The sequence below is a fragment of the Pantoea sp. XY16 genome (genome assembly GCF_025153065.1).
Classification (GTDB): Bacteria; Pseudomonadota; Gammaproteobacteria; order Enterobacterales; family Enterobacteriaceae; genus Pantoea; species Pantoea alfalfae.
In genome coordinates, this window is record NZ_JANZNP010000012.1 from 79,000 (window position 1) to 104,047 (window position 25,048).

A 25,048-nucleotide genomic window follows, 5' to 3' on the forward strand; every position below is an offset into this window, starting at 1 on the left:
CACGGTCAGATCGGAAAGACGCAAAACCCGCCATCCATGGCACGCTCGGCCCGCGCGATTACGCACCTCATCCCTGAGGTGCGCCCGTAGTCGGGCCAACGCGTTGCGTTGTTCAAAAACGCTCCCGGCGTTTTTGTCCATGGCGCGGGACGCTTTCCTCTTCTGCCCGTGTTCCCTTCGCTTTGAGCTTATGCGTTGCTGCAAGACTCACATTGGGCAGATTCAATCTGGTACGGTTAGCGGTGAGAGCATTCCCTGCGCTTTTAGCTGATTCATTGCTGTCAGATTTAGATCGGGTTTGCCAGTAATCTAAGCCCGCAGCGCGGGCTTTTTTATCGCTCAATCACATGCCTTTATGCGGGCCAAAGAGTTCGTAATGAATGCGTGTATCTGCCACGCTGGCATCGCGCAGTTGCGCCACCACATGTTGCATAAAAGGCAGCGGGCCGCAAAGGTAGAAGTGGGTGTCGGGTGAGGTGAAGCGTGCTGAAAGCGCGGTGATATCCATCAGACCCTGCGCGTCATAGCGACCGGCATCTTCAGCCGCGGGATCGCGATACCAGACCTCGCTGACGAAATCGGTGAGCTGTGCGCCCGTAGCTATCACTTCCGGGCCAAATGCATGCTGTTTGCCGTTCTCTGCGGCATGCAGCCAGCTGACCGGCGCGCGGTGCTGGCTTGCTGCCAGCGCATGGAGCATCGCCAGCATCGGCGTCTGACCCACGCCTGCAGAAATCAGCGCCACAGGCGTGACAGGGTTGACCTCAAGGAAGAAGTCGCCGTGCGGTGCGGCGAGCATCAGCTCATCACCCACCTTGCCATTCTGATGCAGCCAGCCGGAGACGGTGCCCTGTGCTTCTCGTTTCACCGCGATGCGATACTCTTTGCCGTTGCTGAGATGTGTCAGCGAGTACTGACGAATCTGGTGATGTTCGAAGCTGGCAGGCTGCAGGTGGACTGTCAGATACTGACCGGGCTTAAAGGCGGCAACCGGGCCGCCATCCACCGGCGTGAAGGTAAAGCTTTTAATCACCTCGCTCTGCTGCTCAATCGCACTGATGCGAAACGCCCGGGTGCCACGCCAGCCGCCGGTTTGCTGCTCTGTGGCCTGATAAATTTCCTCTTCGCGATTGATGAATACCTCTGCCAGCACGCCGTAAGCCTGGCCCCATGCCGCCAGCGCCTCTTCGCCCGGATCCAACAGTTCTTTAATGGTTGCCAGCAGATTTTCACCGACGATGGCGTACTGTGCAGGCTGGATATTCAGGCTGGTATGTTTCTGCGCAATCTTTTCCACCGCAGGCAGCAGCACGGCCAGATTCTCCAGGTTTGCGCCATAGGCGCAGATGGCGTTGAACAGGGCTTCCCGCTGATCGCCATTACGCTGGTTATTCATATTGAAGACGTTTTTAAGTTCCGGATGGTGCGACAGCATGCGGTCATAGAAGTGGGCGGTAAGCTTTGGACCGCAGGCGGCGATGGCAGGCAGGGTCGATTTAACGGTGGCGATGGCGTGTGCATCAAGCATAAAGGCGGCCTCTTATTAAACATGTATTTTAAATGCATCTTATAGCTACTTCGTCTGCGGTGTAAATAATCCAATGAATTTTCTGGTTGTCTGAGTGGCAACTTTTTAGTGCATCAAGAAAGCCTTCGGCACAGCCTGAAGAAAAAACGTGGCGTCTGAACAGAGTAAAAAGGTGTAAAAATGCTGTGCCAGCAGCCAGCCAATCGTTTGCGTAAAAAGAGGCAGCTCACCCTACCTTCACCTGTTAAAACGGTTTACACTGTGGGCCTTCGCCCCTGAAGGGGGGTAAATACCGTCAGAAAGTTAGCTGAGTCAGGAGATCCGGATGTTAAAGCGTGATATGAACATTGCCGATTACGATGCCGAGTTGTGGCAGGCGATGGAGCAGGAGACAGTGCGTCAGGAAGAGCACATTGAACTGATTGCTTCTGAAAACTACACCAGCCCGCGTGTTATGCAGGCACAGGGTTCTCAGCTCACCAATAAATACGCTGAAGGCTATCCGGGCAAACGCTACTACGGCGGCTGTGAGTACGTTGATATCGTTGAGCAGCTGGCGATCGATCGCGCAAAAGAACTGTTTGGTGCCGATTACGCTAACGTGCAGCCACACTCAGGTTCACAGGCTAATTTTGCGGTTTACACCGCGCTGCTGCAGCCGGGCGATACTATTCTGGGGATGAACCTGGCGCACGGTGGGCACCTGACTCACGGCTCACCGGTTAACCTGTCCGGCAAACTCTATAACGTGGTGGCTTACGGTATCGATGAGACCGGTAAAATCGATTACGACGAACTGGCTGAACTGGCGAAAACCCACAAGCCAAAAATGATCGTAGGCGGATTCTCGGCGTACTCCGGCGTCTGTGACTGGGCGAAAATGCGCGAAATCGCAGACAGCGTGGGAGCCTGGCTGTTTGTCGATATGGCACACGTTGCTGGACTGATTGCTGCTGACGTTTACCCAAGTCCGATCCCGCATGCGCACATCGTGACCTCCACCACCCACAAAACGCTGGCGGGTCCGCGCGGCGGCATCATTCTGGCGAAAAACGGTGATGAAGATTTCTATAAGAAACTGAACTCTGCTGTCTTCCCTGGCGGTCAGGGTGGTCCACTGATGCACGTTATCGCCGGTAAAGCGGTTGCCTTCAAAGAGGCGATGGAGCCGGAGTTCAAAACCTACCAGCAGCAGGTGGCAAAAAACGCCAAAGCGATGGTAGAAGTGCTGATCGAGCGTGGCTATGACATCGTGTCTGGCGGCACGCATAACCATCTGTTCCTGATCGATCTGGTGAGCAAGAACCTGACCGGTAAAGAAGCCGATGCGGCGCTGGGCCGTGCCAACATCACGGTTAACAAGAACAGCGTGCCAAACGATCCGAAAAGCCCGTTTGTGACGTCTGGTATCCGTATCGGTACACCAGCGGTTACCCGTCGTGGCTTCAAAGAGGCAGACGTACGTGAGCTGGCTGGCTGGATCGCCGATGTGCTGGATAACATCAATGACGAAGCGACCATTGAGCGCACCAAGAAGAAAGTGCTGGATATCTGCAGCCGTCTGCCGGTCTACGCTTAATCGCTAACCTGTTGTGAGACAGCATAAAAAGGATGGCATCTGCCATCCTTTTTTATTGCCTGTGCCGCAGGGCTCTGCCAGAGTAGCGCCCACTTATGCTGCGAGGCAGCAAACCTGCTGGAGGGAATATGGCAATCGGCTCCGCCAGATGGCTCGGATTGGGCTACTTCACTTACTTCTTCTGTTACGGCATCTATCTGCCATTCTGGGGCGTGTGGCTGAAAGGCACCGGTCTGGATGCTGAGAAGATTGGCCTGCTGCTCGGCTGTGGTATGGTTGCGCGCTTCGTCGGTAGTCTGCTTATTGCCTCGCAGGTTAAGAATCCCGGCCGGTTAATTACGGCGCTACGTCTGCTGGCGCTGATGACCTCTCTGTTTGCTGCCGGTTTCTGGGTGGGTGAGCAGTGGATGTGGCTGCTGACTGTGATGATCGGCTTCAACCTCTTCTTCTCGCCGCTGGTGCCGCTCAGCGATGCGCTGGCTGCTACCTGGACACAGCAGATTGGGCTGGCGTACGGGCCGGTGCGACTGTGGGGATCGCTGGCCTTTGTAATCAGCTCGGCGTTAACCGGCGTGCTGGTCAGTGCTTACTCCTCTCAGGCCATTCTGCTGCTGCTTTCCGTCGGTGTCATCGCCATGCTCGCTGGCATGATGCTGAGACCAGCCACCCAGCCACAGGGTCATGAGCGTCAGGGTGCTGCAGGCGGCTGGCAGGAATGGCGTGATTTGCTGCGTGAAAATGCTGTATGGCGATTTATGCTCTGCGTGACGCTGCTGCAGGGCGCGCATGCTGCCTATTACGGCTTCAGTGCTATCTGGTGGCAGGAGAGCGGCTACTCCGCCTCAACGGTGGGTTATCTCTGGTCGCTGGGCGTGGTAGCGGAAATTATCGTGTTCGCTCTGAGCAACCGCCTGTTCCGCCGCTGGCGCGCGCGTGACCTGCTGCTGCTTTCAGGCATCTGCGCGCTCATTCGCTGGGGCCTGCTGGGAGCCAGCACCGCGCTGCCGCTGCTGATTGTGGCGCAAATCCTTCACTGTGGCAGTTTCACCGTGTGTCATCTGGCGGCGATGCGTTTTATCGCGGCGCGGCAGGGGGCGGAAGTGATCCGGCTGCAGTCACTCTATTCCGCGCTGGCGATGGGCGGGGGTATTGCGATAATGACCATGATCTGCGGCGTGCTGTTCGCGCTTCTGCAGGGGCATCTTTTCTGGGTGATGGCACTGGTAGCCCTGCCCGCACTGTTTCTGCGTCCCGGCTACGACTCCAGTAAATAACGAATGCGCTGCTGATGATGCAGCGTCAGCGGCAGTTCAGCATGCACCAGCGGCGGTGAGAACAAGGGCAGCGAGGTCGGGTAGGGCGAGATAATGATGTCGGTGTCCCGTGGCGCGCCATCCCGCTGAAACTGCTTCACATCCAGATAAGAAATATTGATCGGCAGCAGCGTGATCTCCCGGATCTGCTGCTCCACATCCTGCTCCAGGTCGGCATCGTCGCCGGTCAGTATCAGGACCTGCTTCTCCTGTAGCGCACTCTCCTGCATCAGCCAGGCACCAAAAATAATGGTGACTAAACTCACCTCTTCCGGCGTAAAAGTAATGTTGTAGTGCTGCTCAAAAGCCTGCAGGGCCTGCTGAGTCGTACGCAGCAGGCGAGGATAGAGTCGGCTGACATCCAGTGCCACGCTATTGTCGATACCGATAGTAAAGTGAGTGCGATCGAGTGCCTGCGCCAGATGCGGATAGAGCTGGTGCAGCAGTTCGTCGCGGTCAGCAAAGGTGATTTCGGCACAGGCTTCAAAGTCATTGATCAGTTGCTGCGTCGCGTTCATCAACTGCTGTTCAGCAGGATGTGCAACCGCGTCCACGACCGGCGTATGAATCTGGCTGAACAGCAGCGTCCAGAAGTCGGTTTCACTGACATGCGGGGCAAGATGGCAGCGTTTTCGCCAGTGATGTATCACATCTTCGGCGGCCTGCCGCTCAGGCTTCTGCTGCAGCCAGAGGGACTGCGCCTCACTGAACAGCACCGGCTGACGCTGGCACAAGCCATACTTCATAAATATCTGCAGAAAAAGCCGGTCGCGTTCGCTGAAATCACGCTTCAGACGCAGGCTGCAATGCTGAATCAGCGCCTGTAAATTGGTCTCATCCCACAACGCTTTCTCAATCTTCATGACCTTCAGGCGCTGGCGCAGGGGCGCAGCAAAATGCTCGCAGACAAAATCCTGCGATAAACGCAGACTGCGCCGCAGGTTGTGCAGCAGACAAAGGCGACGGTCCAACTCTGTACCATGAAGACGAAAGCTGCCATCCACCATCTGATGCAATTCCAGCTGGTGATATCGCTGTATCTCAAGGCCTACATCCGCGATATCCTGTCGGGCAACGGCAGGATCGATGCCATTCAGCTGGCAGATTTTTTCAAGCGTAAGCACGGGTGCGGGCAGAAACAGCAACAATAAAAGATGGCACTGACGCTGTGAACGGGTGAAGAGTGGTGCCAAAGGGGTAGCAGAACTCATCAATCAGATTTCCAGCAGACTATTTTGAGCTAAGCGTAGTCAACCCGGTCAGCGCCCGCGCGGTTTACGCGGTTTATTTGCCGGAGGTTTAAAGCGGGTCACAAAATTTTGTTACTTATAGATTCTTTTCATCAGGAACGTTACTTTATAACATTATGAAACGCGCACTCTTTGCCTTACTGATGGTATTAAGTCCGGCTCTGCTGGCCCATCCTCACAGTTTCATCGATATGAAAACCGAACTGGTGGTGCAGGGTGACACCTTCACCGGATTAAAGATGACCTGGACCATGGATGAGATCACTTCCGCCGATCTGCTGTATGACGCGGGCGAGGCGAAGCCAGGCAGCGTGGTGTGGAAAAAGCTGGCGGCGGGCGTGATGGCGAACGTACTGGGCCAGCACTACTTTTCTGAAATCTGGCACAACCAACAGCGGGTAAAGTTTTTGAATCTGCCAACGGAATATAATCTGTCGCGTAACGGCCACAAAGCGGTACTGGAATTTGTTCTGCCGCTGGCGGAACCCCCGACGCTGGCCGGGCAGCGCTTTGAGATCCTGACCTTCGATCCCACTTACTTCGTCGATATGTTCTATGACAATCCCGGCGCGTTAACGCTGCCGCCGGCATTGCAGACCCGCTGTAAATTTGCGCTCAATACGCCAAAACCTAATGACTCTCTGAAGCAGTATGCGCTGTCGCTGGATAAAGCCGACGCGCCTGCAGAGGAGATGGATTTAGGCCGCCAGTTCGCACAAACGGTGGTACTGACATGTCAGTAATTTCTGCGCCCCTGCGGGCTTCCCGGCTCTGGCCTCTGTGGTTGCTGGCGGGACTCTTCATAGGCGGCGCGCTGCTGGTCTGGCTTTACTGGTCGCAGATTTTGCTGCAGAGCGTGCTGTGGCAGAAAGATCTGCACCGGCAGATGACCCAGCTGTTACAACAGGTGGCGGAGCAGCCCCATCAGGCTGGCATGTCGCTGGTGATATTCAGCCTGCTATATGGTGTGCTGCACGCGCTGGGGCCGGGCCACGGCAAAGTTGTTATCGCGACTTTTCTGGCGACTCATCCGAGCCGCGTCAGAACCAGTATCAGGCTGACGCTGCTCGCCTCACTGTTGCAGGGCTCAGTCGCGATTGTGCTGGTAACGGTGATGCTGGTGCTGCTGAAAACCTCGTCGCGCCAGCTGCATCTCAGCAGTTACTGGCTGGAGAAGGGCAGTTACCTGCTGGTGATTGGGCTGGGTGTGATGATCGGCTATCGGGCGCTGCGCTCACTGTGGCGGGCATTGCGTCCGCGGCCAGCTCCGGTGTTCCGCGCCTTCCGTGCTCACCATCAGCATGATGAACATTGTGGCTGCGGACATGCGCATCTGCCGACGCCGCAGCAGATGAGCGGCAACATTAGCTGGAAAACCCAGCTGCTGGTGGTGGTATCAATGGGATTACGTCCCTGTTCCGGCGCGATTATGATGCTGCTGTTTGCCAAAGTAATAGGTGTTTATGGCTGGGGCATTCTCTCTGCTGCCGTGATGGCGGTCGGCACGGCACTGACCATTTCGGCGATTGGCCTGCTGGTTCAGCAGGCGCGTTCGGTGGCGCAGCGGCTGGCACAACCTGGTGCTGTCTCAGGTATCTCGCGACTACTAATGCCAACGCTGGCCTTAACCGGTAGCCTGATTTTAATTGTGGCGGGTATCGCATTATGGCAGTCAGCACAACTCACGCCGGGCGGCGGAATTCGACCCTTCTGACTATAAACGCAGCGGGAATAAAATTCCCGCGGTTATACTTATCTCGCTAATTATCTCTGAATTCATCTCTTTATTTTTTTTCTCGGGGCAGTTTAGTGGTGAAATGACTATTCCCTGTCTACGCTGTTAATACCAAAACGGCATTCCGCCGTCGGGATGATAAAAGATCAGAACAGCTTGCTGTTTATTGCGAGGAGTATATTTCATGGCTGATACCCGTATTAATAATGGCTACACCGAAACGCTGGCGACCGGGCCGGCAGGACTACCGTTAAAACGTATTTCCTGGAGCGCGGTCTTTGCCGGTGTTATTTGTGCATTAATCGTTCATATCATTCTGACGCTGCTGGGCACAGCCATTGGGGCCACCACCATTGATCCGATGAAAGAACAGAATCCGCTGGACGGCCTTGGCACTGGCGCGCTGGTCTGGACGGCTATTGAGATGCTGGTTGCGATGGCGGCAGGTAGTTATGTTGCCGGCCGACTGGCACAGCGTGAAGGCGCACTGCACGGTTTACTGATGTTTGGCCTTAGCACAATTTTCACTATTTACCTGGCTATTGCGCTGGCAACCAGCGTATTAGGCGGCGCGATGAATATTGTGGGTTCAGGCTTCCAGGCGCTGGGTAGTGGTATTTCCGCTGCTGCGCCTTCGGTTACTCAAATGGCAAAAGAAAAGCTGCAGGAAAATAATATTAATTTAGACAACCTGCAAAACGAACTGGAAACCACATTACGTCAGACCGGTAAGCCGGAATTACAGCCAGAGAATCTGAAGCAGGACGCAAATAAAGAAGCGCAGAATGCGGAAAACCAGGCTAACAACACTGCGAACCACCCACAGACAGCGGATACCGATCTGACTAACTGGGTAAAAGGTGTAATGGATCGTCATTCAGATACTCTGCAGGCAGCCGATCGTGACGCACTGAAAAATATCATTAAAGCGCGTACCGGTAAAAGCGATGAGGAAGTGGATCAGATCGTTGCGAAAACCGAGCAGAGCTATCAGCAGGCCGTCCAGAAGTATAATGAACTGAAACAGCAGGCTGAGCAGAAAGCACGTGAAGCGGGCGAAAAAGCCGCTGCTGCGACCGCTAAAGCGAGCTGGTATGCCCTGATTCTGCTGATCATCGAAGCCGTACTGGCTGGTGTGATGGGTATGGTGGGTCGTCGTACTCAGCCCCGTCAGGTGCTGGCACACGAACGTCGTTAATCATCACTGATTAGCAGGCAATAAAAAAGGCGGCTGAAAAGCCGCCTTTTTCCGTAATGAAACTTAGCGTTTTAACGCTTCGCTCAGCTCATCACGCATGTTCGACAGCATAGCTTTCACCACGCGCGGGTTACCCGCGACCAGGTTACCTGACAGCAGATAACCGTGGTTACCGGTGAAGTCAGTGACCAGACCACCCGCTTCACGAACCAGCAGTTCACCCGCCGCAAAATCCCACGGCTTCAGGCCAATCTCAAAATAGCCATCTACGCGACCCGCAGCCACATAGGCCAGATCCAGCGCAGCAGAGCCGGTGCGACGGAAGTCAGCGCACTGTGTAAAGAGTTTGGTCAGGATGTTCATGTAAGCTGGCGCGTGCTGCTTCATTTTGAACGGGAAGCCCGTTGCCAGAACGGTGCCATCCAGATCGCGGGCAATGCTGCCACGCAGACGATAGCCATTCAGCTGAGCGCCCTGGCCACGTGAAGAGGTGAACAGTTCATTGCGCATTGGATCATAAACGACGGCGACTTCAGTGCGGCCTTTGATGCGCACAGCGATAGAAACAGCAAAGTGGGGCAGACGTTTGATGAAGTTAGAAGTGCCATCCAGCGGATCGATAACCCATTGAACGTCCTGATCTTCGCCCGCCAGTTCACCGCTTTCTTCAGTGATGATGGTATGTTTCGGGTAAGATTTACGAATAATTTCGATAATCAGGCGTTCTGCTTCGCGGTCAACATTGGTTACGAAGTCGTTGCTGCCTTTCTGGCTGGCTTCGACGGCGTCCGGGGTTTCATAATATTTGGCAATTAAATTTCCGGCCTTGCGCGCTGCGCGCACGGCAATGTTGAGCATGGGATGCATCGGTATCTCTCGCTGGATGTTAAAGAACGGGGAAAACGGCGCGGAGTATAGCAGCGTGTTCGGTAAATGTCCTGCTTTATGTTACGATTCTCTCCACTGATTTTACTGACCCGTTTCTGAGTATCCCTAATCATGTTGCAAAATATTCGTATCGTACTGGTCGAGACTTCTCACACCGGTAACATGGGCTCCGTTGCGCGCGCCATGAAAACCATGGGCTTAACCAACCTCTATCTGGTTAATCCGCTGGTCAAACCCGACTCACAGGCGATCTCCCTGGCTGCCGGTGCCAGTGACGTTATCGGCGACGCAAAAATCGTTGATTCACTGGATGAGGCCATCGCCGGATGCAGTCTGGTGGTCGGTACCAGCGCACGTTCACGTTCGCTGCCCTGGCCGATGCTGGATGCGCGTGAATGCGGCGTAAAAAGCGTGGAAGAGGGTCAGCAGGCACCGGTCGCACTGGTGTTTGGTCGTGAACGTGTCGGCCTGACTAACGAAGAGTTGCAGAAGTGTCACTATCACGTCGCGATTCAGGCCAACCCGGAGTACAGCTCACTGAATCTGGCGATGGCGGTACAGATTATCGCCTATGAAGTGCGCATGGCATGGTTACAGTCTCAGGAGCAGGCCAGCCCGCCACCGAAGTATGAAGAATCCCCTTATCCGCTGGTGGATGACCTTGAGCGCTTCTATCAGCATATGGAACAGATGATGCTGAACAGCGGCTTTATCCGCGAAGCCAATCCAGGCCAGGTGATGAGCAAACTGCGTCGTCTTTATACCCGCGCCCGTCCGGAACGTGATGAACTCAACATCCTGCGCGGTATACTTTCGTCGTTTGAAAAGCGGAAAAACGAGAAAAAAGAAGCAGATAATAGTTGAGTAAATTACCTGGTTAAATACCTGACTAATTTACCAGGTTAAATAGTTGACCAATTTACTCGGGAATGTCAGACTTCATGGCATCTGTTGCTAATCCTCCGATAACCGGACGCTATTGAGGTTGTACGCTATGAGACTGACATCCAAAGGACGTTATGCCGTTACTGCAATGCTGGACGTTGCCCTTCACTCCCATGAAGGTCCGGTCCCGCTGGCTGATATTTCAGAACGTCAGGGCATCTCGCTCTCCTATCTGGAGCAGTTATTCTCCCGACTGCGTAAAAACGACCTGGTTTCCAGCGTTCGTGGCCCGGGTGGCGGTTATCTGCTGGGTAAAGCGTCAGACACCATCTCTGTCGGCGAGGTAATTACTGCGGTTGATGAGTCGGTTGATGCGACCAAATGCCAGGGCAAAGAAGGCTGCCAGGGCGGCGAGCGTTGTCTGACCCACGTTCTGTGGCGCGATCTGAGCGTACGTATCAGTGACTTCCTGAACAATATTACGCTGGCTGAGCTGGTGAATAATCAGGAGATTCTGGATGTGGCCGATCGTCAGAATGCGATCGATAATCGCCGCTTCCAGAGCCCGCGTTCGCAGGAAATTAACGTCAACCAGCGCGCCTCGTAGTCCCCGCTATTGCGGCCCTTACTGCTAACGCGGTCAGGGCCGAATCTGCTATAAAGACGTATGATTTTCAATACGGAGCTGTAGCGCAATGAAATTACCGATTTACCTGGATTATGCCGCCACCACGCCGGCCGATCCGCGTGTGGCCAGCAAAATGATGCAGTTTCTGACGCTGGATGGCACGTTCGGTAATCCGGCTTCGCGATCGCACCGTTTTGGCTGGCAGTCTGAAGAAGCGGTCGATGTTGCCCGCAATCAGATCGCCGAACTGGTCAACGCCGATCCGCGCGAAATCGTCTTTACCTCTGGCGCCACCGAATCCGATAACCTCGCGATTAAAGGCGCAGCCCATGCCCATCAGGCGCGCGGCAAACATATCATCACCAGCCAGACGGAACACAAAGCGGTGCTCGACAGCTGTCAGCAGCTGGAGCGCGAAGGTTTTGATGTCACGTATCTGGCGCCGGCGGCAAACGGCATTATCACGCCTGACCAGCTGCGTGCGGCGCTACGCGACGACACCATTTTAGTCACTCTGATGCACGTGAATAATGAAACCGGGGTGATTCAGGATATTGCCGCCTTTGGCGAACTCTGCCGCGAACGTGAGATTCTGTTCCATGTCGATGCGACCCAGAGCGTCGGTAAGTTGCCCATCGATCTCAGCCAGTTACCGATCGATTTAATGTCCTTTTCAGCTCACAAACTCTATGGACCGAAAGGCATTGGCGCGCTCTATGTGCGGCGTAAACCGCGCGTACTAATCGCTGCGCAGATCCACGGCGGCGGACATGAACGCGGGATGCGCTCCGGCACCCTGCCGGTGCATCAGATTGTCGGCATGGGCGAGGCCTATCGTATCGCGGCAGAAGAGCGCGAAACCGAGATGGCGCGTCTGCAGGCGCTGCGCGATCGTCTGTGGCAGGGTATCAGCGTATTGCCGGACATTACCCTCAATGGCGACCCGCATCAGCGTGCGCCGAACATTCTTAATATCAGTTTCGCTGACGTTGAGGGTGAATCCCTGATCATGGCGCTGAAAGATCTGGCCCTCTCTTCCGGCTCGGCCTGTACCTCTGCCAGCCTGGAGCCTTCCTATGTTTTACGCGCGCTGGGCGTAAGTGAGGAGCTGGCGCACAGTTCGCTGCGCTTCTCGCTGGGACGCTTCACGACCGAGGAAGAGATCGACTACGCCATTGCCCTGGTGCAGAAGTCGGTGACCCGGCTGCGGGCCTTAATGAAATCCTGATACCCGGTCATAGTCCGGAAACTGCGCCAATATGGGCGCTTCGCTGGCAACGTCCGGCGGAATCTGTTATCAGGTCTCTGCGAAATACATTTAACATCTTATTAAAGCCGTCATAACAATCAGGCTGGACGAAACAGATAACGATTACGGAGCTTTTCGATGACCACACAACCCATGAACATTACGCTTAGCAGCCAGCCCGCCGATGCGCGCTGGGGCGAAAAAGCGATTCTGAGCAGCAACGACAGCGGCATGACGCTGCATCTCACCGGCGTGGATGCGCTGAATACCATCCAGCGTGCGGCGCACAAAATCGACAGCCAGGGGATCCGCCACGTGGCGCTGACCGGCGAAGGCTGGCACCTGGAGCAGTGCTGGGCATTCTGGCAGGGCTTCCGTGGCCCGAAAGGTCAGCGTCAGGTTGAGTGGCCAGCGCTGGGCGAACATGAGCAGGCGGAGTTTGATCGCCGTCTGAAAATCATCGACTGGGTCCGCAACGTGATTAACCTGCCTGCAGAAGATCTGGGGCCGGAACAGCTGGCGCATACGGCAGTTGATCTGATCAGTGAAGTGGGCGGCAGCGCCGTCAGCTATCGCATTACTAAAGGCGACGATCTGCGTGTTCAGGGCTATACGGGCCTGCACACGGTGGGACGTGGTTCAAATCGCCCGCCGGTTTACCTGGCGCTCGACTACAACCCAACCGGCGATGAGAATGCACAGGTTTACGCCTGTCTGGTCGGTAAAGGCATCACCTTTGATACCGGCGGCTACAGCCTGAAGCAGAGCAGCTTTATGGACTCGATGAAGTCTGACATGGGCGGTGCGGCGACCGTTACTGGTGCACTGGCTATGGCGATTTCGCGTGGTCTGAACAAGCGCGTCAAACTCTACCTCTGCTGTGCCGATAACATGGTCAGCAGCAACGCCTTCAAGCTGGGCGACATCATTCGCTATCGCAACGGCAAATCGGTGGAAGTTATGAACACCGATGCGGAAGGTCGCCTTGTCCTGGCCGACGGTTTAATCGACGCCAGCGAGCAGAACCCGACGCTGATCATCGATGCTGCAACGCTGACCGGCGCGGCCAAGACGGCGCTGGGCAACGACTACCATGCGCTGTTTACCTTTGATGATGTGATGGCGCAGTCGCTGATGGGCAGCGCGGTAAGTGAGAACGAGCCGTTCTGGCGTCTGCCGCTGGCTGAATTCCACCGCAGCCATCTGCCGTCTAACTTCGCCGATCTCAATAACATCGCCAGCCCGTCTCATGCGGCAGGAGCCAGCAGTGCGGCAGCGTTCCTGTCCCATTTCGTGAGCAACTATCAGCAGGGCTGGCTGCACATCGACTGCTCCGCGACCTATCGCAAGGGCGCGGTTGATCAATGGGCGGCGGGTGCTACAGGTCTTGGCGTGCGTACCATCGCCAATCTGTTACTGAAATAAGTAAGGCTCAGCGGTGGCGGATGCCGCCGCTGTTCAGAGGGAAACTATGAACCGTCTTGAAGAGGTGCTGAAGCTGGCAGCCACCGAGCCTGCCCATCGGCCCGAATTTTTCCAACTGCTGCTGGAGTCTGATGTCTTTGTTCCAGGCGAAAGCACCACGCAACAGCTTGATGCCAGCACGCCCGTTGATCTGCAGCACTGGGAAAAAGAGGATGGCAGCAGCATCATTCCTTTTTTCACGTCTGAAGAGGCGATGAGTGAAGCGGTGAGCGGTGAGCAATCCTGGCTGCGTCTGCCGGTCCGGACGCTGTTTGAGATCACACGCGGCGAGACGCTGTTTCTCAATCCCAAACTGCCTTCCGGTAAAGAGTTTACTGCAGCCGAGATCACCCATCTGCTGGCTGAGGAGGGCAGTGCGCTAAGCCAGCAAACCGTGCTGGAAGGCGGACAGTCCCTGCTCTTGTCTGAAGTGGCCGAGCCACCTGCGCAGATGATCGATTCGCTGACGCAGTTGTTCAGTAAGCATAAACAGGTGCGCCGGGCATTTGTCGCCAGTATTCGTGAGCGGGCTGATGAAGCGCCCAATCTGTTGATTGGTATTGAAGCTGACAGCAACATTGAGGCGATTATTCAGGCGGCGGGCAGTGTGGCAACGGACACGCTGCCGGACGATGCACCGATTGATATCTGTGAAGTCACGCTGCACGACCGTGGCATCAGCCACTTCTTCACCGCCCACATCCCGCCATTTTATGAGCGTCGCTGGGGCAGCTTCCTGCGCGACTTCAAGGGCAGTGAGCGGATTATCTGATTCACTTAAAAGAACAGGCGGCTCATGGGCCGCCTCAGACAGTTGATAATCCCGCATCAGGGGAATCTGGCCGCAACGAATAAGCTTAACGCGCAGAGAGCAGGGCCAGAAGAGGAAAGCGTCCCGCGCCATGGACAAAAACGCCAGGCGTTTTTGAACAACGACGCGCGGGCAGAGCGGCCATGGATTGGCTTAAGCGACTTTCCGATCTGACTCTTTTTCCTGTGCAACGTCGGTATTACAGCAGAACGAACCAGGCATTATCAATAAACAGGCGGCTTATCAGCCGCCTGTTTATTATTTTGCAATCGGTAAGTCGTCACGACTGCCCCATTCGCCCCAGGATCCGTCATACAGCGTGACATCCCGAGCGCCCAGCGCCGTCAGCGCCAGAATCAATACCACCGCCGTTACGCCTGAGCCACAGCTGGCGACCACCGGTTGGGTAATATCAACGCCCGCGTCGGCAAACAGCCTGCGCAGCTCCGCTTCCGGCTTAAGTTTTCCCTGCTCAACCAGCGTATTCCACGGCACATTCAGGCTGTTGGGAATATGTCCGCGATGCAGGCCGGGACGCGGTTCGTCCACTTCAGCGTTAAAACGATTAGCGGCACGCGCATCAACAATCTGTGCGCCGCCTTCATGACTGATCAGCAGCACGTCCGTCAGGCGTTTAACCTGGCTTTCATCCGCGTGCGCTTCAAACTCACCTTCCGGGAGATTCACGTTGCCAGTTGCGAGCGCAAAACCGGCTTCTTTCCAGCCCTGCAAACCACCGGCCAGAATTGACACCTGCGCCACGCCAAAGGTTTTGAGCATCCACCAGGCGCGTGGCGCGGAAAAGAGGTTGCCCTCGTCATAGACCACCAGATGCTTATCACTGCTGATGCCCAGCTCGCGCATCGCGACGGCAAAGGTCTCGGCACGTGGCAGCATATGCGGATAAGGGCTGGTGTGATCGGAAAGCGCTTCAATATCAAAGTAAGGGGCGTCGGGTAGATGACCCGCCAGATATTCAGCCTGAACATCGCGAACCGCTTCCATCCCGGGTGGCAACAGACGTGCATCCAGCACCTGAAGCCGCTCATCATTGTAGTGCTCTTGTAACCAGTCGGCGGACACAATCAGTGGCGTCGTCATAACAACCTCATCTCAGCAATCTGTCATACCAGTGTCAGGGAATGTGCGCGCCATCTCAAGAGAAGCGTTGATTAAATGCGAGCATTGATATGAAATTGCGCAGCGTAATTAAACGACACTCCCTGCGTCCCGGTGAAGGAACTACCATGAAGAAACGCACTACCCGGCTGCTGCTCAGTATGCTGATCGGTGGCTCGCTGCTGTCAGCGACCCTGTTACCTGTTTTGCCTCTCCAGGCGGCAGAGGTACCCGCAACCGCCCAGGTCAGCAAACCGCTGACGATTATCGATCTTTCGGAACTGCAGATCGACGGTGCCGCTGCGCTGGTCTTAACCTTCAGCCAGCCACTGGATGACAAGCAGGACATCGCGCAGAAAGTCAGGCTGACCGACGATAAACAGGGCCGGGTGGATGGCGGCTGGGAACTTGCCGCTAATCGTAAAACGTTGCGCTTCCGCCATCCCGAGCCGTCGCGCCACTTTACCGTCACGGTGGATGCGGGACTGCGTGCGGCCAGCGGTGAGACGCTTGCCGCCGATTACAGTCAGAAAATCGTCACCCGTGATATCCAGCCGATGGTGGGCTTTGCCAGTCGCGGTTCACTGCTGCCGCTGCGTATCACCCAGGGATTGCCGGTGCTGGCGCTGAATGTTGACCAGGTCGATGTCGATTTCTTCCGGATAAAGAATGCCGGCCTGGCGGAATTTCTCTCGCAGTGGAATTACGGCAACAACCTCTCAAGCTGGCAGTCGCAGGAGCTGCTGAAAAGCAGCCAGCTGGTTTATAGCGGACGCTTTGAGCTCAACCCGGCGCGAAACACGCGTGAAAAACTGCAACTGCCGATGAGTGACATCAAGGTGCTTCAGCAGCCCGGCGTCTATCTGGCCGTCATGAAGCAGGCCGGGACTTATCACTACAGCCAGCCCGCCACGCTTTTCACCCTGAGCGATATTGGCCTGTCACTGCACCGCTTCCCGGCTCAGTTTGAACTCTTTGCCCAGAGTCTGGCAAGCGGCCAGCCACTTTCCGGCGTCAGCGTCAGATTGCTGGATGAGAAAGGGCAGGTTCTGCAGAGCGGTACCAGTGACAGCACCGGTCATCTGCGCCTGAAAGCGGATGAAAAAGGTAAGCTCCTGCTGGCCGTGCAGGGTGAACAGACCTCGATGATCGACCTGGCGCGTCCGGCGCTGGATCTCGCTGAGTTTCCGGTTGCCGGACCGCAGGGCTATGACAAACAGCTGTTTGTCTTTGGCCCACGTGATATCTACCGGCCCGGCGAAATCGTCATCGTCAATGCGCTGCTGCGCGATGCCGACGGACATCCGTTGCCCGCCCAGCCGATCAAAGCGGAGCTGGTGCAGCCTGACGGCCAGGTGATGCGGACCTTTGTCTGGCAGTCTGAAGCGGGATTCTACCAGCAGCGACTGGCGCTGCCCGCGTCGGCCATGACCGGCGACTGGATGCTGCGACTGAATACCGGCGATAACCTCAAGCGCGAGTGGAAGTTTCACGTCGAAGATTTTCTGCCGGAGCGTATGGCGTTAACCCTGAAAAATGACCCTCAGCCACAGGCCGCTGATGCCAGTGTTGAATTCGGTATTGAGGGGCGCTATCTCTATGGCGCCCCAGCAGCAGGTAACACGCTACAGGGTCAACTCTATCTGCGACCGGCACGCGAGGCGGTGACTGCACTGCCAGGCTACCAGTTTGGTGACATCACCGAAGAGGGATTAAAGCGCACGCTGGATGAGGTGGACCTCAAGCTCGATGCCAGCGGTAAAGCACAACTCACGGTAGAAAATCAGTGGGATCAGCTGCACTCCCCGCTTAACCTGATCCTGCAGGCCAGCCTGCTGGAGACCGGCGGACGTCCGATCACCCGTCGTGCCACCCAGGCCATCTGGCCCGCTGACGCCCTGCCGGGTATCCGGCCGCTGTTTGGTAACAAGGCGGTTTATGACTACCGCAGTGACAGCTATCACGATGAGCCTACCGTGCCGGAACAGAGCCTGGCCGAATTCGACATTGTTTATGCCAACAGTCAGGGCAAAAAACTGGCAGCGGACAAGCTGGATGTGCGCCTGATCCGTGAGCGCCGCGATTACTACTGGAGCTTCTCTGACAGCGAAGGCTGGCAGTCGCAGTATAGCGACAAGGATCTGCAGGAAGATGAACGCGCCATCTCTATCCCGGCTGATGGCAGCACCAAAGTCAGCTTCCCGGTCGAGTGGGGCCACTACCGGCTGGAAGTGCAGGCGGGCGAGAAGATCGTCAGCAGCGTCCGGTTCCAGGCGGGTTATGACTGGCAGGATAACACCAACGGCACAGGTGCATTGCGCCCGGATCAGGTCAGACTGAAGCTGGACAAAGCCGCTTACCAGCCGGGCGATACCGTGCACCTGCAGGTCGAATCACCGGCGGCCGGTAAAGGCTACCTGATGGTGGAGTCGAGCAGCGGCACGCTCTGGTGGCAGCCGCTGACCGTACCAAAGGGCGGCACAACGGTGGATGTGCCGGTGGCTGAGAGCTGGCAGCGGCACGATCTCTACTTCAGCGCTATTGTGGTGCGTGACGGCGATAAGGTCAGCGGCGCAACACCCAAACGCGCGGTAGGGCTATTGCACCTGCCGATGGCGACTGAAGCACGTCGCTTAAACCTGACGCTTGCGGCACCCGATAAAATTCGCCCGGAGCAACGCCTGACGGTCAACATTCACGCCAGTCGTGACGGCGGTCCGCTACCAGAAAAAGTGAATGTGCTGCTGTCCGCGGTGGACAGTGGTGTACTGAGCGTGACGGATTATAAAACCCCCGATCCGTGGCAGGCTTTCTTTGGCCGTAAACGCTACAACGTCGATCAGTATGACGTCTTTGGTCAGTTGATCGAAGGCGGCGGCCGGCTTGCGGCACTGCGTTTTGGTGGTGATGGCGAGGATGAATCGATGACGCGCGGCGGTAAAAAACCGGTGACGCACGTCAATATCGTCGCACAGCAGTTACAGGCGGTGACGCTGGATAAAGAGGGCAACGGATCGATTACGCTGCCGATCCCGGCGTTTAACGGCGAACTGCGACTGATGACCCAGGCATGGAGCGATGACAGCTTCGGCGCGGCCGAACGCAAACTGGTGGTTGCGGCGCCGCTGATCAGCGAACTGGCCACCCCGCGCTTCCTGGCCAGCGGTGACTCGGCATCTCTGGCGCTGGATCTCACTAACCTGACCGATCTGCCGCAAACCCTGACGGTGGATCTCTCCAGCAGTGGCCTGGTGGATCTGGCCGGTGCTGCCAGCCAGAGCGTCACGCTGGCTAAAGGTGCACGCAGCACGTTGCAGATTCCGGTCACGGCGAAAACGGGTTTTGGTGATGGCGAGATCACCGTACAGATTTCCGGTCTGAACCTGCCGGGTGAGCAGGTTAAGCCCGGCAGACAGCAGTGGAAAATTGGCGTCAGACCGCCTTATCCGGCGCAGACGCTGAACTTTGATGCCGTGATCAGCCCCGATCAGCCCTGGGAGGTCGCGGCGGCGGCGCTTACGGGGCTGGATGCACAAACCCTGAGCGGACAGCTGACGCTGAGCAATCGTCCGCCGCTGAATATCGCCAGCTATATCAGTGCGCTTTATGCCTATCCCTACGGCTGTCTGGAGCAGACTACCAGCGGGCTCTGGCCTTCGCTCTATACCAGTCATGCTGAGCTGACCGCGATGGGCATTAAAACCAGCAGCGATGAAGCACGACGGGCCGCCGTCGACACCGGTATTGCCCGTCTGGCCGGGATGCAGCGCGCTAACGGCAGCTTCGGGCTGTGGGATAAACAAGGTGAAGAGGAGTTCTGGCTGACACCTTACGTGGCGGACTTCCTGCTTCGCGCCAGCGAGGTGGGCTATGCGCTGCCGGATAATGTGGTGGAGCGCGCTAATGCACGGCTGCTGCGCTATCTGCAGGATCCCTCGCAGATAAGCGGCGGCGGTGATAACAATGCCGTGCTGCAGTTCAGCGTACAGGCTTACGCCGGACTCGTGCTGGCGCGTCAGCAGCGTGCGCCACTGGGTGCGCTGCGTGCATTGTATGAAAAACGAGAGAAAGCTCGTTCCGGCCTGGCGCTGATGCAGCTTGGTGTAGCGCTGAAGCTGATGGGTGACGGACAGCGTGCACAGCAGGCGATCATGCAGGGAGCTACGCTGACGCGTTCAGACAACGAGTGGTATGGCGACTACGGTAGCACGGTGCGCGATCAGGGGATGATGATTGCCCTGTTAGCAGAAAATAAGCTGCAGCCGGATTTGCAAAATAGTCTGCTGCTGTCCCTGTCCAAAGAGGTCAACGGCAAACGCTGGTTCTCGACGCAGGAAAATAATGCACTTTATCTGGCAGCACACACTCTGCAACGTGCACAGGGCGGAAGCTGGCAGGCGCTATTATCGGGCAATCCTGAACCTCTGCAGGGCGATGCGCCACTGAATAAAGGGCTGGCGGCTGAACGCCTGTTGCAGGGCTTAGCCATCCGTAACCCGGGCAGTGCACCGCTGTATGGTCGTCTGGATGTGACAGGCTATCCGCTGACCGCCCCACAGCCGGAGAGCAATGTGCTCGGGATAAAACGTGAATACTTCACCCTGGATGGCAAAGCCGCCGATCTCAGTAATCTGCGCAGCGGGGAGTTGCTGGTAGTGCGTCTGACCGTTTCGTCAAAGCGCAGCATCAATGATGCGCTGGTGGTGGATCTGCTGCCTGCCGGTCTGGAGCTGGAAAACCAGAATCTGGCCGACAGCAGCGCCAGCCTCGGTGACAGTGCGGATGCGCTGAAGGAGAGCATGGGCGACATGCAGCAGGCCGACATTAAACACATTGAGTTCCGCGACGATCGCTTTGTCGCGGCACTGGCGGTGGATACTTATCGTCCCGCAACGCTGGTCTATCTGGCGCGGGCGGTCACGCCGGGTCGCTTCCTGGTGCCGCCTCCACAGGTGGAGTCGATGTATGTGCCGGAGTGGCGCGCCACCGGCAGCACGCCGTCGCAGTTGCATATTCAGTAAGTGACGCGACGCGTGTTAAAACCTCGCACCCTTAAAAAGGGGTGGCTCGTGCTGCCGCTTTTTTTTCTGGGTTTATGGCTGGCGACGTGGGGACTGGATCGGCTGTTTCCGCTTCCGCTTAAACAGGTGCAGCCTGCACGGGTCATTGTGGCCAGCGACGGTACGCCGCTGTGGCGCTTTGCTGACAGCAAGGGTATCTGGCGCTATCCGGTCACGCCAGAGGAGGTGGCACCGGCTTATCTGCAGGCGCTGCTGACCTATGAAGATCGCTGGTTCTGGTATCACCCCGGCATCAACCCTCTGGCCCTGCTGCGTGCCGCCTGGCAGGATTTGCGTCATCAGAGTGTGATTTCCGGCGGCAGCACCCTGACTATGCAGGTGGCGCGCCTTATCGACCCGCAACCCCGCACGTTGCGGGGCAAGCTGATTCAGGCGTGGCGTGCGCTGCAGCTGGAGTGGCATCTTTCCAAACGTGACATCCTGACGCTCTATCTTAACCGTGCGCCCTTTGGCGGTACGCTGGAAGGGGTGGGCGCAGCAAGCTGGAGCTGGCTGGGAAAAGCGCCGTCACAGCTGACACCAGGCGAAGCGGCGCTGCTGGCCGTGTTGCCGCAGGCACCCAGCCGTCTGCGGCCCGATCGCTGGCCTGAACGGGCGGAAGCCGCTCGCAATAAAGTGCTGGATCGACTGGCGCAATACCGCATCTGGTCCGCTGAACAGGTGGCGGAAATCCGTCAGGAGCCGGTGTGGCTGCCGCCGCGCCAGATGCCGCAGATGGCACCGCTGCTGGCCCGGCGACTGCTGTCGAGCAGCCGCAGCGATAAGATTGTCTCTACGCTCGATCCTTCACTGCAGCGCGAACTGGAAAGCCTGGCGCTGAACGTTAAAAATCAGCTGCCGCCGCGCACCTCACTGGCCATGCTGGTGGTGGATCACACCACCATGGCGGTTCGTGGCTACGTCGGCTCGGCTGACTTTACTGATGACAGCCGTTTTGGTCATGTGGATATGATCGCCAGCGTGCGCTCGCCAGGTTCGGTGTTAAAACCCTTTATTTACGGCATGGCGCTGGACGAAGGGCTGATTCATGCCGAATCGCTGCTGCAGGATGTGCCGCGTCGCTTTGGTGATTACCGGCCCGGCAACTTTGACACCGGTTTTCACGGACCGGTCAGCGCCAGCGAGGCGCTGGTGCGCTCCCTGAATCTGCCCGCCGTTCAGCTGCTGGAAGCACTAGGGCCAAAAAACGTCGCGGCGCGGCTGCGTAATGTGGGGCTGAATTTACGTTTTCCGCCTGGCGCGGAACCCAATCTTTCGCTGATTCTTGGCGGCACCGGGGCGCGCATGGATGAGATCGTGGCAGCCTACAGCGCCTTTGCCCGTCACGGCAATGCCGCTCAGCTGCGCTGGATGCCCGATCAACCGTTGCAGCAACGGCCGCTGCTATCAAAGGAATCGGCGTGGATCATCCGGCGTATCCTCGCAGGCGAAGCGCAGCCTGCCGGTAATGGCAGCGTACCCGACGTGGTGCCGCTGGCCTGGAAGACCGGCACCAGCTACGGCTATCGCGACGCCTGGTCGGTGGGTATCAATCCTCGCTATCTGATCGGCGTCTGGGTCGGGCGCCCGGATGCCACTCCGGTTGCCGGGCAGTTTGGTTTCGCCTCTGCTGTGCCGATTATGAATCAGATTAACAGCATGCTGATGAGCCGACTCGGCAGGCGTGACGTGCCAGGCGATCCGCGTCCGGCCTCGGTCACGGTAGCGACCCTCTGCTGGCCTGGTGGTCAGCCGCTGCCCGCCGGAGATGAAAACTGTCGTCAGCGGCGGCAAAGCTGGGTCGCCTCAGACACTCTGCCGCCAACGCTGCTGGCACCGGGTCAGGAGAGCCTCAGCGGATTACGCCTGAGTTACTGGCAGAATGCGCAGGGACTGCGCGTTGCCGCTGACTGCCCCGGCGCCACCCGTCACGAACGGCTGGTCTGGCCGCTGCCGCTGGAAGCCTGGCTGCCGCCTCAGGAGCGGCGGGCGCAGCGTCTGCCAGCTGTTGATACGCACTGTCCACCGCTACAGCAGGGCAGCAGTGCACCGCTGATCGTCACCGGCGTCATTGAGGGACAAATCGTTAAGCCGCTGCCGGGCAACAGTGCACTGACGATCCCGGTCGCGGTGCAGGGAGGGCAGGGCGCGCAGCGCTGGTGGTTCCTGAATGGTGAGCCTCTCACGACGCAAAACGCCGCAGAGATGTCGCTGCATCTTGATCATCCAGGCGAGTATCAGCTGGTGGTGATGGATGAAGAGGGCCAGCTTGTCTCGGTCAACTTCAGTCGGGGATGATGGTTTTCTGCGCTAAATCATAACTGAAGCGCATCCGCTTCGACTCAGATCAAGAATTTTCAACAAATTAGGGATCTCTGATAGGCAATGCCGGACTCAGCCCCTATAATCGGCGCCGTTTATTAACCGGGGCGGACGCCACCGGTTTCTTCAGAACGTCAAGACAGAGGTCATCATGGCAATCGAACGTACTTTTTCTATCATCAAGCCAAACGCCGTCGCTAAAAATGTGATTGGTGCTATCTACAACCGTTTTGAAAGCGCAGGTTTCAAAATCGTTGGCGCTAAAATGCTGCAGCTGAGCAAAGAGCAGGCTGAAGGCTTTTACGCTGAGCACCAGGGCAAGCCATTCTTCGATGGTCTGGTTGAATTCATGACCTCTGGCCCGGTTGTTGTTTCCGTGCTGGAAGGTGAAAATGCCGTTCAGCGTCACCGTGACCTGATGGGTGCCACTAACCCGGCAAACGCACTGGCTGGCACTCTGCGTGCTGACTACGCTGACAGCTTCACCGAAAACGCGACCCACGGTTCAGATTCAGCGGAATCTGCTGCCCGTGAAATCGCTTATTTCTTCGGCGAAAACGAAATCTGCCCACGTACTCGTTAATCGCCCGGCGATAAACGTTACAGCGGCTTTACAAAAATCTGCGTAGGGGAGGTCACTCCCGCCTGTTATCAGGCCGCAGATGTTGTACAATATTGCGCCTTCATTGACATCGCTTAATGAAGGCGCAATTTTTTCATCTATCCCTGAACAGCGCCATAACGTGTAACAACGAGGCCAGAGAATATTATGTCCGAACAGATTGTGACGTCCGCGTCCGCATCCCCTATTGTCGTCTCCCCCAAAAACCAGAAAATTAACCTGCTGGATCTCAACCGTCAGCAGATGCGCGAATTCTTCCTGTCGCTGGGTGAAAAGCCGTTCCGCGCCGATCAGGTCATGAAGTGGATTTATCACTACTGCTGCGATGATTTCGAGCAGATGACCGACATCAACAAAAAGCTGCGTAACCGGCTAATGGAGCTGACGGAGATCCGCGCACCAGAAGTGGCGGAAGAGATGCGCTCTACCGACGGCACCATCAAATGGGCCATTCGTGTAGGTGACCAGCTGGTGGAAACGGTCTACATCCCGGAAGGCGACCGCGCTACGCTCTGTGTTTCGTCACAGGTGGGGTGTGCGCTGGAGTGTAAATTCTGTTCGACCGCACAGCAGGGCTTTAACCGTAACCTGCGGGTGTCAGAAATTATTGGTCAGGTGTGGCGTGCGGCGAAAATTGTCGGCGCAGCGAAAATCACCGGCCAGCGTCCTATCACCAACGTGGTGATGATGGGCATGGGTGAGCCGCTGCTCAACCTCAATAACGTGGTCCCGGCGATGGAGATCATGCTGGATGACTTCGGCTTTGGTCTGTCGAAGCGTCGCGTGACCCTCTCTACTTCAGGTGTTGTTCCTGCGCTGGATAAACTGGGCGATATGATTGACGTCGCGCTGGCCATTTCCCTGCATGCGCCGAACGATAAGCTGCGTGATGATATCGTGCCGATCAACAAAAAGTACAATATCGAAACCTTCCTGGCGGCGGTGAAACGCTACATTGGTAAATCCAACGCCAATCAGGGACGTGTGACCATTGAGTACGTGTTGCTGGATCATGTCAACGACAGCACCGACGATGCGCATGAACTTGCCGCATTACTGAAAGAAACACCGTGTAAAATCAACCTGATTCCATGGAACCCCTTCCCGGGTGCGCCGTATGGCCGTAGCTCAAACAGCCGCATTGATCGTTTCTCCAAGGTGCTGATGGACTATGGTTTTACCACCATCGTGCGTAAAACCCGTGGCGACGATATTGATGCCGCCTGTGGTCAGTTAGCCGGAGAAGTGATCGACCGTACCAAGCGAACGCTGCGTAAAAAAATGGCGGGTGAAGCCATATCTGTGAAGGCTCTCTAGAAGAGTGGCAGAGTGCGTTTCCTGAAGTGATGACGCGTGGCAGGCTGCAGCCTGTCAACGTCAACCGGATGGAAACGATT

Annotated in this window: 19 protein-coding genes; 14 read left to right on the plus strand and 5 right to left on the minus strand. The window is 56.7% G+C overall.

Translation table 11 applies throughout. From position 1 onward, the window contains the following. Nucleotides 1-112 precede the first annotated feature (112 nt). Nucleotides 113-343, minus strand: a complete 231-nt coding sequence (locus tag N1689_RS17010) for a hypothetical protein (RefSeq protein WP_260059534.1) — start codon at nucleotides 341-343, stop codon at nucleotides 113-115. After that, nucleotides 344-1,528, minus strand: a complete 1,185-nt coding sequence (hmpA, locus tag N1689_RS17015; protein WP_253419672.1) for an NO-inducible flavohemoprotein — start codon at nucleotides 1,526-1,528, stop codon at nucleotides 344-346. A gap of 325 nt (nucleotides 1,529-1,853) precedes the next feature. On the opposite strand from hmpA, the gene glyA reads away from it, so the two are divergent. Both glyA and N1689_RS17025 read left to right on the plus strand, forming a co-directional pair. Further along, entirely contained in the window at nucleotides 1,854-3,107 is a 1,254-nt protein-coding gene (glyA, locus tag N1689_RS17020; RefSeq protein WP_161734376.1) for a serine hydroxymethyltransferase, read from the plus strand. Between the two features lie 128 nt (nucleotides 3,108-3,235). Continuing rightward, the gene (locus N1689_RS17025; RefSeq protein WP_260059535.1) at nucleotides 3,236-4,381 is read left to right on the plus strand and encodes a 3-phenylpropionate MFS transporter; all 1,146 of its coding nucleotides are present in this window, start codon (nucleotides 3,236-3,238) and stop codon (nucleotides 4,379-4,381) included. Here the strand turns inward: N1689_RS17025 and csiE are convergent. Then, nucleotides 4,363-5,631, minus strand: a complete 1,269-nt coding sequence (gene csiE / locus N1689_RS17030; protein ID WP_222925121.1) for a stationary phase inducible protein CsiE — start codon at nucleotides 5,629-5,631, stop codon at nucleotides 4,363-4,365. The genes N1689_RS17025 and csiE overlap by 19 nt on opposite strands. 155 nt (nucleotides 5,632-5,786) lie before the next feature. On the opposite strand from csiE, the gene N1689_RS17035 reads away from it, so the two are divergent. The 3 genes from N1689_RS17035 (at nucleotide 5,787) to N1689_RS17045 (ending at nucleotide 8,603) form a co-directional block, all read left to right on the plus strand. Next, nucleotides 5,787-6,413, plus strand: a complete 627-nt coding sequence (locus N1689_RS17035; RefSeq protein WP_161734369.1) for a DUF1007 family protein — start codon at nucleotides 5,787-5,789, stop codon at nucleotides 6,411-6,413. After that, entirely contained in the window at nucleotides 6,404-7,384 is a 981-nt protein-coding gene (locus tag N1689_RS17040; protein WP_260059536.1) for a nickel/cobalt transporter, read from the plus strand. Before N1689_RS17035 ends, N1689_RS17040 begins: the two co-directional genes overlap by 10 nt. A gap of 205 nt (nucleotides 7,385-7,589) precedes the next feature. After that, on the plus strand, nucleotides 7,590-8,603 hold the full coding sequence (locus N1689_RS17045) for a TIGR04086 family membrane protein (RefSeq protein ID WP_013358739.1): 1,014 nt from the start codon (nucleotides 7,590-7,592) through the stop codon (nucleotides 8,601-8,603). Between the two features lie 63 nt (nucleotides 8,604-8,666). Here the strand turns inward: N1689_RS17045 and suhB are convergent, their stop codons facing one another. After that, nucleotides 8,667-9,470 (minus strand): inositol-1-monophosphatase, encoded by an 804-nt coding sequence (gene suhB / locus N1689_RS17050; protein ID WP_013358738.1) that lies wholly within the window; start codon nucleotides 9,468-9,470, stop codon nucleotides 8,667-8,669. A gap of 132 nt (nucleotides 9,471-9,602) precedes the next feature. Between suhB and trmJ the strand changes: the two genes are divergently transcribed. From trmJ to sseB, 5 genes are all read left to right on the plus strand, one after another. Then, nucleotides 9,603-10,355, plus strand: a complete 753-nt coding sequence (gene trmJ / locus N1689_RS17055; protein ID WP_260059537.1) for a tRNA (cytosine(32)/uridine(32)-2'-O)-methyltransferase TrmJ — start codon at nucleotides 9,603-9,605, stop codon at nucleotides 10,353-10,355. 130 nt (nucleotides 10,356-10,485) lie between these two features. Then, complete coding sequence (gene iscR / locus N1689_RS17060; RefSeq protein WP_013358736.1) at nucleotides 10,486-10,983, plus strand: Fe-S cluster assembly transcriptional regulator IscR; 498 nt, start codon at nucleotides 10,486-10,488, stop codon at nucleotides 10,981-10,983. An 88-nt stretch (nucleotides 10,984-11,071) separates the two neighbouring features. Beyond that, nucleotides 11,072-12,232 (plus strand): IscS subfamily cysteine desulfurase, encoded by a 1,161-nt coding sequence (locus tag N1689_RS17065; protein ID WP_161734361.1) that lies wholly within the window; start codon nucleotides 11,072-11,074, stop codon nucleotides 12,230-12,232. A 159-nt stretch (nucleotides 12,233-12,391) separates the two neighbouring features. After that, nucleotides 12,392-13,678 carry an aminopeptidase PepB gene (pepB, locus tag N1689_RS17070; RefSeq protein ID WP_260059538.1) on the plus strand — a complete coding sequence of 429 codons (1,287 nt, stop codon included), beginning with the start codon at nucleotides 12,392-12,394 and terminating at the stop codon, nucleotides 13,676-13,678. Nucleotides 13,679-13,724: 46 nt separating this feature from the next. After that, on the plus strand, nucleotides 13,725-14,489 hold the full coding sequence (gene sseB, locus N1689_RS17075; RefSeq protein WP_253419663.1) for an enhanced serine sensitivity protein SseB: 765 nt from the start codon (nucleotides 13,725-13,727) through the stop codon (nucleotides 14,487-14,489). A gap of 297 nt (nucleotides 14,490-14,786) precedes the next feature. On the opposite strand, the gene sseA is transcribed toward sseB, so the two are convergent. Beyond that, nucleotides 14,787-15,629: a 3-mercaptopyruvate sulfurtransferase gene (sseA, locus tag N1689_RS17080; protein ID WP_260059539.1), complete on the minus strand. Its 843-nt coding sequence runs from the start codon at nucleotides 15,627-15,629 to the stop codon at nucleotides 14,787-14,789. Between the two features lie 146 nt (nucleotides 15,630-15,775). On the opposite strand from sseA, the gene N1689_RS17085 reads away from it, so the two are divergent. The 4 genes from N1689_RS17085 to N1689_RS17100 all read left to right on the plus strand — a co-directional run bounded on the left by N1689_RS17085 (nucleotide 15,776) and on the right by N1689_RS17100 (nucleotide 24,968). Beyond that, complete coding sequence (locus N1689_RS17085; protein ID WP_260059540.1) at nucleotides 15,776-20,668, plus strand: alpha-2-macroglobulin; 4,893 nt, start codon at nucleotides 15,776-15,778, stop codon at nucleotides 20,666-20,668. A 12-nt stretch (nucleotides 20,669-20,680) separates the two neighbouring features. Continuing rightward, the gene (gene pbpC, locus N1689_RS17090) at nucleotides 20,681-23,005 is read left to right on the plus strand and encodes a peptidoglycan glycosyltransferase PbpC (RefSeq protein ID WP_260059541.1); all 2,325 of its coding nucleotides are present in this window, start codon (nucleotides 20,681-20,683) and stop codon (nucleotides 23,003-23,005) included. A 175-nt stretch (nucleotides 23,006-23,180) separates the two neighbouring features. Next, entirely contained in the window at nucleotides 23,181-23,612 is a 432-nt protein-coding gene (gene ndk / locus N1689_RS17095) for a nucleoside-diphosphate kinase (protein WP_003848684.1), read from the plus strand. 186 nt (nucleotides 23,613-23,798) lie between these two features. Next, entirely contained in the window at nucleotides 23,799-24,968 is a 1,170-nt protein-coding gene (locus N1689_RS17100; RefSeq protein ID WP_161734349.1) for a bifunctional tRNA (adenosine(37)-C2)-methyltransferase TrmG/ribosomal RNA large subunit methyltransferase RlmN, read from the plus strand. Nucleotides 24,969-25,048 lie beyond the last annotated feature (80 nt).

Excerpts from the sequence above, each read along its gene's own strand:
- N1689_RS17100 (WP_161734349.1), top strand. The coding sequence starts at position 23,799 with ATGTCCGAACAGATTGTGACGTCCGCGTCCGCATCCCCTATTGTCGTC.
- pepB (WP_260059538.1), top strand. The coding sequence starts at position 12,392 with ATGACCACACAACCCATGAACATTACGCTTAGCAGCCAGCCCGCCGAT.
- ndk (WP_003848684.1), top strand. The coding sequence starts at position 23,181 with ATGGCAATCGAACGTACTTTTTCTATCATCAAGCCAAACGCCGTCGCT.
- suhB (WP_013358738.1), bottom strand. The coding sequence starts at position 9,470 with ATGCATCCCATGCTCAACATTGCCGTGCGCGCAGCGCGCAAGGCCGGA.
- hmpA (WP_253419672.1), bottom strand. The coding sequence starts at position 1,528 with ATGCTTGATGCACACGCCATCGCCACCGTTAAATCGACCCTGCCTGCC.
- trmJ (WP_260059537.1), top strand. The coding sequence starts at position 9,603 with ATGTTGCAAAATATTCGTATCGTACTGGTCGAGACTTCTCACACCGGT.
- N1689_RS17065 (WP_161734361.1), top strand. The coding sequence starts at position 11,072 with ATGAAATTACCGATTTACCTGGATTATGCCGCCACCACGCCGGCCGAT.
- sseB (WP_253419663.1), top strand. The coding sequence starts at position 13,725 with ATGAACCGTCTTGAAGAGGTGCTGAAGCTGGCAGCCACCGAGCCTGCC.
- sseA (WP_260059539.1), bottom strand. The coding sequence starts at position 15,629 with ATGACGACGCCACTGATTGTGTCCGCCGACTGGTTACAAGAGCACTAC.
- glyA (WP_161734376.1), top strand. The coding sequence starts at position 1,854 with ATGTTAAAGCGTGATATGAACATTGCCGATTACGATGCCGAGTTGTGG.
- N1689_RS17025 (WP_260059535.1), top strand. The coding sequence starts at position 3,236 with ATGGCAATCGGCTCCGCCAGATGGCTCGGATTGGGCTACTTCACTTAC.
- N1689_RS17045 (WP_013358739.1), top strand. The coding sequence starts at position 7,590 with ATGGCTGATACCCGTATTAATAATGGCTACACCGAAACGCTGGCGACC.
- iscR (WP_013358736.1), top strand. The coding sequence starts at position 10,486 with ATGAGACTGACATCCAAAGGACGTTATGCCGTTACTGCAATGCTGGAC.
- csiE (WP_222925121.1), bottom strand. The coding sequence starts at position 5,631 with ATGAGTTCTGCTACCCCTTTGGCACCACTCTTCACCCGTTCACAGCGT.
- N1689_RS17035 (WP_161734369.1), top strand. The coding sequence starts at position 5,787 with ATGAAACGCGCACTCTTTGCCTTACTGATGGTATTAAGTCCGGCTCTG.
- N1689_RS17040 (WP_260059536.1), top strand. The coding sequence starts at position 6,404 with ATGTCAGTAATTTCTGCGCCCCTGCGGGCTTCCCGGCTCTGGCCTCTG.
- N1689_RS17085 (WP_260059540.1), top strand. The coding sequence starts at position 15,776 with ATGAAGAAACGCACTACCCGGCTGCTGCTCAGTATGCTGATCGGTGGC.